Below are 12963 nucleotides of genomic sequence, written 5' to 3' on the forward strand. Positions count from 1 at the left end.
GGTAGCTTCGCTCTCACCGGTGCCGAACGCCGGCGCCGGTGAGGGGTGAGTGGGGAACGCGATGGGCGAGACCGCCGTGGTGACGACCGATGAACTCGACAAGTACCGGCGCGAGCTGACCGGTTACTGCTACCGGATGCTGGGGTCCTCCTTCGAGGCGGAGGACGCGGTGCAGGACACGATGGTGCGGGCCTGGAAGGCGCTCGACTCCTTCGAGGGGCGCTCGTCCCTGCGGTCCTGGCTCTACCGGATCGCCACCAACGTCTGCCTCGACGCGCTGAACGCGGGGAACAAGCGGGCCAGGCCGATGGACCTCTCCGGGCCGACGCCGGTCGCGCAGGCGCAGCTCGTGAAGCAGCCGGAGATCACCTGGCTGGAGCCGATCCCGGACGGGCGCGTCCTGCCGACCGCCGGGGACCCGGCGGAGGCGGCGCTGCACCGGGAGACCGTGCGGCTCGCCTTCGTCGCCGCGCTCCAGCACCTGGCGCCCAAGCAGCGGGCCGTGCTGATCCTGCGCGAGGTGCTCGCGTGGAAGGCCGCCGAGGTCGCCGAACTGCTCGACACCTCGGTCGCCTCGGTGAACAGCGCGCTCCAGCGGGCCCGGGCGACCATCGCCGAGCAGGCCCCCGCCGAGTCCGACGCGGCGAACCCGCTCGACGAGGAGCAGCAGGCGCTCCTGGAGCGGTACGTGGCGGCGTTCGAGGGCTACGACATGCGGGCCCTGACCGCGCTCCTCCACGAGGACGCGACCATGACCATGCCGCCGTTCGACCTCTGGCTCCGGGGCCACGACGACATCGTGGGCTGGATGCTGGGCGTCGGCGACGTGTGCCGCGGCTCGAAGCTGGTCCCGACGGTCGCCAACGGCTCGCCGGCCTTCGCGCACTACCACCCGGACCCGGAGGGCGGTTACAGCCCGTGGGCGCTGATCGTCCTGGAGCTGCGGGACGGCAAGGTGGCCGGCATGGACTTCTTCCTGGACACCCCGCGCTGGTTCCCGCTCTTCGACCTGCCGGAGCGGCTGGAGGCCTAGAGGACCTCGTCCAGGCCGGTGAGGCGGAGCAGGGCCGTGAGGTCGGGGCCTGCTCCGTCGAAGGTGAGCCGGTGGCCGTGGCGGCGGGCGGTGAGCGCGAGGCGGGCCAGGGCGTCGACGGCCCCGAGCCCGCCCGCCTCGGCGTCGACCAGGCACCGCACGTCCCCGGGCGGGGCGGCGGCCAGGTCGGCGCAGAGCCGGGCGACCTCCTCGCGGGTGGGCGCGGCGGGCAGGGTCACGACGAGCGGCTGACTGGTGTCCACGAGGGGGTGACCGCCCGGGGGGCCGGAACTCATCGCGCTAGGCTCGCGATCATGACTTCTCACCCCGTCGAACTGGTGATCTTCGACTGTGACGGTGTTCTGGTGGACAGCGAGCGGCTCTACTGCCGGGTGGACCGGGAGGTCTTCGCGGAGCTGGGGGCCGAGTTCTCCGAGGCGGAGCTGGTGGAGCGCTTCGTGGGCTCCCCGCACGAGATCTGGACGGCGCTCGTGGAGGAGCGCCGGGGCCGCCCGCTGGAGCCGGGGTGGCAGGAGCCGTACCGCGTCCGGTACGAGACGGTGCTCGACGCCGAGCTGACGGCCGTCGAGGGCGTCACGGAGGTCCTGGACGCGCTGGCGGTGCCGTACTGCCTGGCCTCCAACGGCAGCCACGCCGAGATCCGCCGCAACCTCACCCGCACGGGCCTGCTCGACCGCTTCGAGGGCCGCGTCTTCTCCGCCCGCGACGTCGCCCGCGGCAAGCCCGCCCCGGACCTCTTCCTGCACGCCGCCGCCACGATGGGCGTCCCGCCGGAGCGGTGCGCGGTGGTGGAGGACAGCCCGTACGGCGTCCGCGCGGCGCGGGCGGCCGGCATGCGCGCGTACGGCTACACGGGCGGCCTGACCCCGGCCCACCGCCTGGAGGGCCCCGGCACGGTGGTCTTCGCGGACATGCGGGAGCTGACGGGGCTGCTGGGGGTCAGCTGACGGGGAACTCGGCGGTGTCGAGGGTGAGGCCGAAGGGGGCGGGGAGGTGGATCTTCCCGCCGAACGGGGCGGCGCTCAGGACCCGGTGGACGGAGTCCTTCGGCTCGCCGTAGAGGGTGACGGTGGGGCCGCCGGGGGCCCAGCGACGGACCAGGTCCTCCCAGCCGTTGCCCGCGTCGGCGTGGGGCTCGGCAGCGAGTGCGCTCATGGGGTGCTCCTCATTCGGTCGTCACCGATCCCAGCATGCCGAACGGGACCGGTGGGGGTCCACCGGTCCCGTTCGCCCGAAAGTGTCATCGGCACATGCCAGGGCCGTTACGCGATGCGGTCCAGGACGATCGGGGTCGGGGTGAAGTCGGTGCCGGCCGGGGCGATGTCCCAGGCGGCGTCCAGGGACTTCAGGGCGTAGTCGAACTTCTCCGGGGTGTCCGTGTGGAGGGTGAGGAGGGGCTGGCCCGCCGTCACCGTGTCGCCGGGCTTGGCGTGGAGCTCGACGCCCGCGCCGGCCTGCACCGGGTCCTCCTTGCGGGCGCGGCCGGCGCCGAGGCGCCAGGCGGCGATGCCGATGTCGTACGCGTCGAGGCGGGTGAGGACGCCGGAGGCGGGGGCCGTGACGACGTGCTGCTCGCGGGCGACCGGGAGGGCCGCGTCCGGGTCGCCGCCCTGGGCCGCGATCATCCGGCGCCAGACGTCCATCGCCGAACCGTCCTGGAGGGCCTTCGCCGGGTCGGCGTCCTTGATGCCGGCCGCGGCGAGCATCTCGGCGGCGAGGGCGACGGTCAGGTCGACGACGTCCTTCGGGCCGCCGCCCGCGAGGACCTCGACGGACTCGCGGACCTCCAGGGCGTTGCCGGCGGTGAGGCCGAGCGGGGTCGACATGTCGGTGAGGAGCGCGACCGTCTTCACGCCGCTGTCGGTGCCGAGCGCGACCATGGTGGAGGCCAGCTCGCGGGCGTCCTCGATGGTCTTCATGAAGGCGCCGGTGCCGACCTTGACGTCGAGGACGAGGGAGCCGGTGCCCTCGGCGATCTTCTTGGACATGATGGAGGAGGCGATGAGGGGGATCGCCTCGACGGTGCCCGTCACGTCGCGGAGCGCGTACAGCTTCTTGTCCGCGGGGGCCAGGCCGTCGCCGGCCGCGCAGATGACCGCGCCGGTGGTGTCGAGGACGTGGAGCATCTCCTCGTTGGAGAGCAGGGCGCGCCAGCCGGGGATGGACTCCAGCTTGTCGAGGGTGCCGCCGGTGTGGCCGAGGCCGCGGCCGGAGAGCTGCGGGACGGCCGCGCCGCAGGCGGCGACGAGCGGGGCGAGCGGGAGGGTGATCTTGTCGCCGACGCCGCCGGTGGAGTGCTTGTCGGCGGTCGGGCGGGAGAGCGCGTCGAAGTTCATGCGCTCGCCGGAGGCGATCATGGCCGCCGTCCAGCGGGCGATCTCGTCGCGGTTCATGCCGTTGAGCAGGATGGCCATCGCCAGGGCGGACATCTGCTCGTCGGCGACCGTGCCGCGGGTGTAGGCGTCGATGACCCAGTCGATCTGCTCGGGGCTCAGCTCGCCCTTGTCCCGCTTGGTGCGGATGACGGAGATGACGTCCATGTCGTGGTGCCTCTTTCTACGCGCATAGAGGGGGGAACGGGAGGAGCGGCCCTTCCATCGTGCCGGAAGGGCCGCTCCGGTGTGCTACTTCGCCAGGTGGTCGGGGCCGAAGGCCTGCGGCAGCATCTCCGCCAGGGTGAGGAACCCGGCGGGCGTCTCCAGGACGAGCTCGGGGCCGCCGAACTCGTACAGGAGCTGGCGGCACCGGCCGCAGGGGACGAGCGACTCGCCCCGGCCGTCCACGCACACGAAGTGGGTGAGCCGGCCGCCGCCGGTGGCCTGGAGCTGGGAGACCAGGCCGCACTCGGCGCAGAGGCCGAGCCCGAAGGAGGCGTTCTCGACGTTGCAGCCGGAGACCGTCCGGCCGTCGTCGACGAGGGCGGCCGCGCCGACCGGGTAGCCGGAGTACGGGGCGTACGCGCGGGCCATCGCCTCGCGCGCGGCGACCCGCAGGGCCTCCCAGTCGGGCTCGGTGGCGGGCGTCGTCACTTGCCCTGGCCCTTCCGGTAGGGCAGGCCGTCCGCCTTCGGCATCCTCAGCCGCTGCGCGGACAGGGCCAGCACGAGCAGGGTGGTGACGTACGGGGCGGCGTCGACGAACTGGCTCGGGACCTCGTCGGTGAGGGCGTACCAGAGGAAGAAGCCGACCGCGAAGACGGCGGAGAGCACGGCGGGCACGTACTTCTTCTTGTACAGCTGCCAGGCGGCGGCGAGCACGAGGAGGATCGCGACGAGCAGCAGCAGCGCGTGGACGTTCTCGGCGCCGCCGCGGATCTTGAGGCTGTCGGTGAAGCCGAAGAGGCCGGCGCCGAGCGCCATGCCGCCGGGCATCCAGTTGCCGAAGATCATCGCGGCGAGACCGATGTAGCCGCGGCCGCCGGTCTGGCCCTCCTGGTAGATGCCGGTGGCGACGATCGCGAGGAAGGCGCCGCCGAGGCCGGCGAGGGCACCGGAGGCGGTGACCGCGATGTACTTGTACTTGTAGACGTTGACGCCGAGGGACTCGGCGGCGACCGGGTTCTCACCGCAGGAGCGCAGCCGCAGGCCGAAGGCCGTGCGCCACAGCACCCACCAGGTGGCCGGGATCAGCAGGATCGCGACGACGGTGAGCAGCGACAGGTTCGTGACCAGACCGCCGAGGATGCCGGCGACGTCGGAGATCAGGAACCAGTGCTTCTGCTGGAGGTCCTGGAGCCAGTCCGAGAGCCCCGGGACGGTGATCTGGGTGATCTGGTCGATGCGCGGGGACTGCTTGGAGGAGCCGCCCTCGGCCTCGCCGAACGTGAAGTTCGACAGGTACATCGTGAAGCCGGCCGCGAGGATGTTGATCGCCACACCGGAGACGATGTGGTTCACGTTGAACGTGACCGTGATGACCGCGTGCAGCAGACCGCCGAGGGCGCCGCCGAGCAGACCGAAGAGGACGCCCACCCAGGGGCCCCACTGGTAGCCGGCCCAGGCGCCGAACCAGGTGCCGAGGATCAGCATGCCTTCGAGGCCGATGTTGACGACGCCCGCGCGCTCGGACCACAGGCCGCCGAGGCCGGCGAGGCCGATGGGGACGGCGAGCTGGAGCGCGCCGGAGACCTGGCCGACGGAGGTCAGGTCGTCGGCGCCGGAGATGACGCGGACGAGCGAGAAGAGGACGAGGCCGGCCGCGACGATCAGCAGGATCCACGGCCAGGTGAGCTTGCGGCGCCCGGTCTTCTTCGGTGCGGCGCTCGGCTTGGCGGCGGTGGCGGTGCTCATGCCGAGACCTCCTTGTCGGTCTTGAGGGCACCACCGGCGGCGAGCTCCTCGCCGACCTTCTGCTGCTGGCGGCGGGTGCCGTAACGGCGGACGAGTTCGTAGGAGACGACCACGGCGATCACGATGATGCCCTGCATGATCTGCGTGATCTCCTTCGGGTAGCCCGAGACGTCCAGGTTCGAGGACGCCTTGTCGAGGAACGCGAAGAGCAGGGCGGCGAAGAGGATGCCGACCGGGTGGTTGCGGCCGAGCAGCGCGATCGTGATCGCGGTGAAGCCGACGCCGACCGGGAAGGAGAGGCTGTACGTGTGGGTGTCGCCGAGCAGCGTCGGCATGCCGGAGAGGCCGGCGAGGGCGCCCGAGATGAGCATCGAGGTGAGGATCATCCGCTTGGCGTCGACGCCGCTGGCCTGGGCCGCCGACTCGCTCTCGCCGGTGGCGCGCAGGTCGAAGCCGAAGCGGGTGCGGTTGAGGACGAACCAGTAGACGACGCCGAGGGCGAGCGCGACGAAGGTGAAGCCGTAGATCACGCCGTTGCCCTGGCCCATGTCGATGCCGGGGAACCAGCCGGACTCGGCGATCTCACCGGTGGTGAGGTCGTTGGAGCCCTCCGGCTGGACGCCGAAGTTGGCCGGCAGGATCAGCCAGGCGATCAGGGAGGTCGCGATGGCGTTCAGCATGATCGTCGAGACGACCTCGGAGACGCCCCGGGTGGTCTTCAGGATGCCGGCGATGCCGGCCCAGAAGGCACCGGTCAGCATCGCGACGACCACGATCAGCAGGATGTGCAGCGGACCGGGCAGCTCGACGGCGGCGCCGACCACGGCCGAGACCATCGCGGCGAGGCGGTACTGGCCGTCGACGCCGATGTTGAAGAGGTTCATCCGGAAGCCGATGGCGACGGCCAGGGCTGCCAGGTAGTAGATCCCCGTCTGGTTGACGATCAGGACCTGGATGTCCGAGTACCCGGCGTTCTCGATCATCAGCTGGATCGGCTCGATCGGGTCGAGGCCCGTCGCGAGCAGCACCAGCATGGTGAGCACGAACGAGGAGACGAGCGCGAGCACCGGGCCGGCGGCCCCGATGATCAGCTTGTCCTTGTCGATCTTCATCATCGGGCGTCACCGTCTTCGGACTGCTCGGTCTGCTCGGGCTGCTCTTCGCCGCCCTCGAGGTGGCCGCTGGCCGCGCCGGTCATGGCGGAACCCAGCTGCTCGGGCGTGATGGTGGCGGGGTCCGCGTCCGCGACGAGCTTGCCGCGGTACATGACCCGGAGGGTGTCGGAGAGGCCGATCAGCTCGTCGAGGTCGGCCGAGATCAGCAGGACGGCCAGGCCCTCGCGGCGGGCGTCCCGGATCGCGTCCCAGATCTGCGCCTGCGCGCCGACGTCCACACCGCGGGTGGGGTGGGCGGCGATCAGGAACTTGGGGTTGTGGCTCATCTCGCGGCCGACGATCAGCTTCTGCTGGTTGCCACCGGAGAGGGAGGCCGCGGTCACGTCGATGCCCGGGGTGCGGACGTCGTACTCGCGGACGATCCGCTCGGTGTCCTGGCGGGCGGCCTTCGGGTCGAGGATGCCGCGCTTGGAGTTGGGCGCCTCGGTGACGTGGCCGAGGATGCGGTTCTCCCAGAGCGGGGCCTCCAGGAGCAGGCCGTGGCGGTGGCGGTCCTCGGGGATGTAGCCGATGCCGCCCTCGCGGCGCTTGCGCACCGGGAGCGCCGAGATGTCCTCGCCGTCCAGGCTGATGACGCCGCCGTCGGGCGAGCGCAGGCCCATCAGGGCCTCGATCAGCTCGGTCTGGCCGTTGCCCTCGACGCCCGCGATGCCGAGGATCTCGCCCTTGTGAATGGTGAGCGAGACGTCGTCGAGCAGCTTGCGGCCGGCCGCGACCTCCGTGACGACCGTCGTGCTCGACGGGTCGGCGGGAGCGGCGGTGGTCAGCGGGGCACCGGTGGAGCCGCCCTCCAGGAGGGTGAGGCCCTTCACCTCCAGCATGGCGACGTCCGTGACGGTCGACTCGCGGGTCTCCGGGGAGGGCAGCTCGCTGCCGACCATCAGCTCGGCGAGCTGCTTGGTGGTGGCGGTCTTGGGGTCGGCGGTGCCGACGGTGGTGCCGCGCCGGATGACGGTGATGTCGTCGGCGACCTTCAGGACCTCGCCCAGCTTGTGCGAGATGAAGATGACGGTCAGGCCCTCGGCCTTGAGCTCGCGCAGGTTGTCGAAGAGCGCGTCGACCTCCTGCGGGACGAGCACGGCGGTCGGCTCGTCGAGGATGAGGATCTTGGCGCCGCGGTAGAGCACCTTGAGGATCTCGACGCGCTGCCGGTCGGCGACGCCGAGGTCCTCGACGAGGGCGTCGGGGCGGACGCCGAGGCCGTACGCGTCGGAGATCTCCTGGATCTTCCGGCGGGCCTTGGCGCCGATCCCGTACAGCTTCTCGCCGCCGAGGACGACGTTCTCCAGGACGGTGAGGTTGTCGGCGAGCATGAAGTGCTGGTGCACCATGCCGATGCCGCGCGCGATGGCGTCACCGGGGCTGGAGAAGCTGACCTGCTCCCCGTCGATGGCGATGGTGCCCTCGTCCGGCTTCTGCATGCCGTAGAGGATCTTCATGAGGGTCGACTTGCCGGCGCCGTTCTCGCCGATCAGAGCATGGACCGTGCCCTTGCGGACGGTGATCGCGATGTCCTTGTTGGCGACGACGCCGGGGAAGCGCTTGGTGATGCCGTGGAGTTCCACGGCAGGGGGGCTGGACGCGTTGATGACGCACTCTCCTTGGCCGAAAGGAGTGGGAGCGGAGGGCAGGGCGGGGCGAAGCTATCGTGCCAGTGCGACATCTACACGCGTAGCGCTGCCGAAAAGTGAAAACCCGTACGGGAATGGGCCCGGGGCCCGGTCCTGGTGGGAGACCCACCGGGGCCGGGCCCGCGGACGACTGGTCGTGAGCCGCGCCTTACGGGGCGGTCTTGACCGTGATCTTGCCGTCGATGATGTCCTGCTTCGCCTTGTTGACCGCGGCGATGAGGTCGGTCATCTCCTTGTACTTCGGGTTGGAGTCGGAGAGGCCGACGCCGTCGGTGGCGAGGCCGTAGCGGACCTCACCGGTCTGCGGCTTGCCGTCCTTGACCGACTTGATCAGGTTGTAGACGGAGTCGGAGACGTCCTTGGTGACCGAGGTCAGGATCGAGTCCTTGTACGCGGCGAGACCGGCCTGGTTGTACTGGTCGGAGTCGACGCCGATGGACCACTTGCCGGCCTTGGAGGCGGCCTCGATCGCACCGGAGCCGGCGAGACCGGCGGCGGCGTAGATCACGTCGGCGCCCTTGTCCAGCTGGCCCTGGGCGGCGGCCTTGCCGAGGTCGGGCTTGGCGAAGCCGTCGAAGTTCGGCGGCTGGGTCAGGTACTGGGTGAGCACCTTCGCCTTGGGGTTGGTGTCCTTGACGCCCTGGACGTAGCCCGCCTCGAACTTCTTGATCAGCGGGACCTCGACACCGCCGATGAAGCCGACCGTGCCGGACTTGGACGCCTTGGCGGCGGCGACGCCGGCCAGGTAGGAGCCCTGCTCCTCGTTGAAGACGAGGTTGGCGACGTTCTCACCGGTCACCGAGGTGTCGTCGATGATGCCGAAGGTCGTCTTCGGGAACTGCGCGGCGACCTTCTTGATGGCCGGGGCGTAGGCGAAGCCGACGCCGATGACCGGGTTGTTGCCGGCGCGGGCCAGCGAGGTGAGGCGCTGCACCTTGTCGGCGTCGCCCTCACCGGACGACGGCTCGGCCTCGGCACCCTTGACGCCGAGGTCGTCCTCCGCCTTCTTCAGGCCCGCGTAGGCGGCGTCGTTGAAGGACTGGTCGCCGCGGCCGCCGATGTCGTACGCGATGGCGGCCTTGGCCGCCTTCGAGTCGGTGCCGGAGCCGCCGTCGGAGGAGGACTTGCCACAGGCGGTGGCGGAAAGCGCGAGCGCCGCGGAGGCGATGCCCACGGTGGTGATCCTGGTGATCCGGCGCAAGAGGAGGGTCCCTTCAAGACTGACCGAAAGCGCCTCTTCCGGCGCTGGCTTTGCGGCGATCGTAACGCGCGTAGATGTCAGTTAAAGACCCGTTCATGAGTCGTTACCGTATCGACGCGAACCCACGGATCACAGTACCCGTACACGCTTCGCGATCAAGGCGCAACCCCGTGTCATCAGCCGAGATGGGACGCCGCCCCCCCTCCCGGCGGGAGGGGGGCGGCGCGCGTCGGGCCGGTGTCAGCGCCCGCCGTCGGCGTCGATGAGGGCGGCGGCGGTGAAGAGTTCCACGGCGGTCCGGATGGACCGCTCGTCCACGTCGAAGTCGCCCGAGTGGAGGTCGCGGACGTGGGGGTCGCCGGGGGTGCGGACGCCGAGCCGGGCCATCGCTCCGGGCACGTGCTCCAGGTACCAGGAGAAGTCCTCGCCGCCCAGGCTCTGCTCGGTGTCCTCGACGGAGTCGAGGCCGCGGCGGGCGGTCATGGCGTCCCGGAGCAGCTCCACGATCACCGGGTCGTTGACGACCGGGGGGACGCCGCGGACGTAGTTCACGGTGGACTTGGCCCGGTGCAGGGCGGCGACCTCGTCGACGGCGGCGTGCACCAGGTCGGGCGCGTCGTGCCAGGCGGGCAGGTCGAGGCAGCGGACGGTGCCGGAGAGCTCGGCGTGCTGCGGGATGACGTTGGGCGCGTGGCCGGCCTCGATCCGGCCCCAGGTGACGGAGAGTCCGGAGCGGGCGTCGACCCGGCGGGCGAGGACGGCGGGCACGTCGGTGGCGATCCGGGCGGCGGCCGTCACCAGGTCGGTGGTGAGGTGCGGGCGGGCGGTGTGGCCGCCGGGGCCGTCGAGGGTGATCTCCAGCCGGTCGCAGGCCGAGGTGATGGGGCCGGTGCGGATGCCGATCTTCCCGGCGTCGACCTTCGGGTCGCAGTGGACGGCGATGATGCGGCCGACGCCGTCGAGGACGCCGGCCGCGACCGCGTCGGCCGCGCCGCCGGGCAGCACCTCCTCGGCGGGCTGGAAGATCAGCCGCACCGGGCGCGGCAGCCGTCCCTCGCGCGCCAGCTCGGCGAGGACGAGCCCGGCGCCGAGGACGGTGGTGGTGTGCACGTCGTGGCCGCAGGCGTGGGCCCGGTTGGGGACGGTGGAGCGGTACGCGACGGTCTTGACGTCCGGGATCGGCAGGGCGTCGAGGTCGGCGCGGACCGCGAGCATGGGGCGCCCGCCGTCCCAGGTGCCGATGTCACAGGTGAGTCCCGTGCCGCCCGGGAGCACGCGCGGCGCCAGGCCGGCCGCCTCCAGGCGGGCCTTGAGCGCGGCGGTGGTACGGAACTCCTGGTTGCCGAGCTCGGGGTGCATGTGCAAGTCCCTGCGGAAGGCGATCAGTTCGCCGCGCAGGGAGGAGGACAGCGTTCCGGGCAGGGTGACGGATCCGGGCTCACGGGACTTCAACTGGTTCACCCTTTGAAGCGTAGGCCCAACCGGTGATCAACTTCCCGTTGATCACGAAAAGTTCAGCCCGTTAGGGTAAAGAATCTCGGTTTACCGCGCATGGGACACACTCCGTATGGGTATGGTCACCCGAATTCGAGCCGGTCGACCGCGGAAGCGTTCCGCGGAGTGAGACGGTCCGCCCCCGACGCCGTGCCGGCGACGCCCGCGAGGAATCCCTGCGCGCGCGGCGAGGCGGTGGCCCTCAGCCACTCGGGCGCGATCTCGCAGACCGCGACCTTCACCCCGGTGCCCGCCAGGGCCAGCGGCAGGGTGTGCACCACGGTGGACGGGAAGCTGACGACGGTGGCGCCGATCGGGCCGCGCCGGGCGATCAGCTCGAGCGGCAGCTCGGGACGGACCACCTGGAGCCCGGCCTCGACCGCGATCCGGTGCAGCTTCTCCGGGGTCTCGCGGCGGTGCGCGAAGTAGCGGGTGGCGCCGTGGGCGCGGGCGAGCTCCCCGACGACCCGCAGATAGTGGTCCGCGTCGACCACGCCGGTCTCGACGAGCGAGGTGCCCACGAGGTCGGCGCCGCCGGTGAGCGGCGGCGGGCCGAAGCGCTCCCGCGTCCACGCGTAGGCGTTCTCGGTGACCTCGGTGCCGGGCGGCGCCTGCACCGGCAGCGAGGTGAAGATCTCGACGGTCCTGCCGGGGCCCGGGGCGAGCCGGCGCCGGGCCAGCGAGGTGACCGGGGCGAGCAGCAGCTCGCGCGGCCCCAGGTCGCCCTTGCGGTGCCAGCGGACCAGCCGCTCCCCGCCCGCGAGCTGGGCGGCGAACTCCATCGTCGCGGTGCCGTCGTCGACGACCGTGACGTGCCGGGGCCCGAAGAGCGTCAGCAGCAGCTGGACGTAGCGGGAGAAGGGATCGCCGACGATCACCCGCTCCGCGGCGCGCAGCGGCCCGCCCAGCTCCCGCAAGGTGCGCACCAGCGCGCCGCGGCCGGCCCGCGCCTCCTGCCAGTGCACCTCGAAGCCCTCGTCCCGGGCGAGCTGGGCCATCCGGCGCAGCTGGCCGCGTGACATGGGGTCGGTCGGCGAGAGGACGACGATCCGGAGGCCGTCGGGGGCGCCGGGGTCCGGCGCGGGCACGGGGGAGGCGGCCGGCGCCGGGGAAGGAGCGGGCGCGGGGGCGGCGGCCGGGGCGGGGCCCCGGCCGCGCGCGTGCGCCCACTCCAGGACGTTCAGGAGCTGGACGGGGCTCTCGACGAACGCCAGGCGGCCGGTCATGCGGAGACGGGCTCCATGACGCGGCGGAGCTTCTTCATCGGGCCGAGCTCCGACTCGTACACCTTCTTCACGCCGTCGCCGAGGGCGGTCTCGATGGTGCGGATGTCACGGACGAGGCGCTCCAGGCCCTGGGGCTCGACGGAGGCGGCCTGGTCCGAGCCCCACATGGCGCGGTCGAGGGTGATGTGGCGCTCGACGAAGGCGGCGCCGAGGGCGACGGCCGCGAGGGTGGTCTGGAGGCCGGTCTCGTGGCCGGAGTAGCCGATCGGGACGTTCGGGTACTCCTCCTGGAGCGTCTGGATGACGCGCAGGTTCAGCTCCTCGGCCTTGGCCGGGTAGGTGGAGGTGGCGTGGCAGAGCAGGATGTTGTCGCTGCCCAGGACCTCGACCGCGTGGCGGATCTGCTTCGGCGTCGACATGCCGGTGGAGAGGATGACGGTGCGGCCGGTGGCGCGCAGCTCGCGCAGCAGCTCGTCGTCGGTGAGGGAGGCGGAGGCCACCTTGTGGGCGGGGACGTCGAACTTCTCCAGGAAGGCGACGGCCTCGGTGTCCCACGGGGAGGCGAACCAGTCGATGCCGCGCTTCTTGCAGTGCTCGTCGATCTGGCGGTACTCGTCCTCGCCGAACTCCACGCGGTGGCGGTAGTCGATGTACGTCATCCGGCCCCAGGGGGTGTCGCGCTCGATGTCCCACTGGTCGCGCGGGGTGCAGATCTCCGGGGTGCGCTTCTGGAACTTGACGGCGTCGCAGCCGGCCTCGGCGGCCACGTCGATCAGCTTGAAGGCGTTCTCGAGGTCGCCGTTGTGGTTGATGCCGATCTCGCCGCAGATGTAGACGGGCTGACCGGGGCCGGCGGTCTTCGGGCCGAGGGTGCGCAGGCGGGTGCTCATGGTG

Annotated in this window: 13 protein-coding genes; 2 read left to right on the top strand and 11 right to left on the bottom strand. The window is 71.6% G+C overall.

Annotated elements, in window-relative coordinates:
• Positions 1-61: 61 nt before the first annotated feature.
• Positions 62-1033, top strand: a complete 972-nt coding sequence (locus tag IE245_RS16115; protein WP_189947960.1) for a sigma-70 family RNA polymerase sigma factor — start codon at positions 62-64, stop codon at positions 1031-1033.
• Here the strand turns inward: IE245_RS16115 and IE245_RS16120 are convergent.
• A complete protein-coding gene (locus IE245_RS16120; protein WP_229851325.1) occupies positions 1030-1329 on the bottom strand; it encodes an STAS domain-containing protein in 300 nt (99 codons plus the stop codon). The two genes, IE245_RS16115 and IE245_RS16120, sit on opposite strands and share 4 nt — an antisense overlap.
• 18 nt (positions 1330-1347) lie before the next feature.
• Between IE245_RS16120 and IE245_RS16125 the strand changes: the two genes are divergently transcribed.
• Complete coding sequence (locus IE245_RS16125) at positions 1348-2001, top strand: HAD family hydrolase (RefSeq protein ID WP_189947962.1); 654 nt, start codon at positions 1348-1350, stop codon at positions 1999-2001.
• Here IE245_RS16125 and IE245_RS16130 read toward each other — a convergent pair.
• From IE245_RS16130 to IE245_RS16175, 10 genes are all read right to left on the bottom strand, one after another.
• Entirely contained in the window at positions 1994-2209 is a 216-nt protein-coding gene (locus IE245_RS16130; RefSeq protein ID WP_229851326.1) for a hypothetical protein, read from the bottom strand. The two genes, IE245_RS16125 and IE245_RS16130, sit on opposite strands and share 8 nt — an antisense overlap.
• A 107-nt stretch (positions 2210-2316) precedes the next feature.
• Positions 2317-3594 carry a thymidine phosphorylase gene (locus IE245_RS16135; protein WP_189947964.1) on the bottom strand — a complete coding sequence of 426 codons (1278 nt, stop codon included), beginning with the start codon at positions 3592-3594 and terminating at the stop codon, positions 2317-2319.
• An 84-nt stretch (positions 3595-3678) separates the two neighbouring features.
• Positions 3679-4083, bottom strand: a complete 405-nt coding sequence (locus IE245_RS16140) for a cytidine deaminase (RefSeq protein WP_189947966.1) — start codon at positions 4081-4083, stop codon at positions 3679-3681.
• Entirely contained in the window at positions 4080-5342 is a 1263-nt protein-coding gene (locus IE245_RS16145; RefSeq protein WP_189947968.1) for an ABC transporter permease, read from the bottom strand. The genes IE245_RS16140 and IE245_RS16145 overlap by 4 nt, the downstream gene beginning before the upstream one ends.
• Positions 5339-6457, bottom strand: coding sequence for an ABC transporter permease (locus IE245_RS16150; protein WP_189947970.1), 1119 nt, complete (start codon positions 6455-6457; stop codon positions 5339-5341). The genes IE245_RS16145 and IE245_RS16150 overlap by 4 nt, the downstream gene beginning before the upstream one ends.
• Positions 6454-8082 (bottom strand): ABC transporter ATP-binding protein, encoded by a 1629-nt coding sequence (locus IE245_RS16155; RefSeq protein ID WP_373305336.1) that lies wholly within the window; start codon positions 8080-8082, stop codon positions 6454-6456. The genes IE245_RS16150 and IE245_RS16155 overlap by 4 nt, the downstream gene beginning before the upstream one ends.
• Positions 8083-8296: 214 nt before the next feature.
• Positions 8297-9349, bottom strand: coding sequence for a BMP family lipoprotein (locus IE245_RS16160; RefSeq protein ID WP_189947972.1), 1053 nt, complete (start codon positions 9347-9349; stop codon positions 8297-8299).
• Positions 9350-9589: 240 nt separating this feature from the next.
• Entirely contained in the window at positions 9590-10810 is a 1221-nt protein-coding gene (locus tag IE245_RS16165) for an amidohydrolase (protein WP_189947974.1), read from the bottom strand.
• A 116-nt stretch (positions 10811-10926) separates the two neighbouring features.
• Positions 10927-12069 (bottom strand): hypothetical protein, encoded by a 1143-nt coding sequence (locus tag IE245_RS16170; protein WP_189947976.1) that lies wholly within the window; start codon positions 12067-12069, stop codon positions 10927-10929.
• Positions 12066-12959 (bottom strand): N-acetylneuraminate synthase family protein, encoded by an 894-nt coding sequence (locus tag IE245_RS16175; protein WP_189947978.1) that lies wholly within the window; start codon positions 12957-12959, stop codon positions 12066-12068. Before IE245_RS16175 ends, IE245_RS16170 begins: the two co-directional genes overlap by 4 nt.
• Positions 12960-12963 lie beyond the last annotated feature (4 nt).

Source organism: Streptomyces roseolus (assembly GCF_014649855.1).
Taxonomy (GTDB): domain Bacteria; phylum Actinomycetota; class Actinomycetes; order Streptomycetales; family Streptomycetaceae; genus Streptomyces; species Streptomyces roseolus.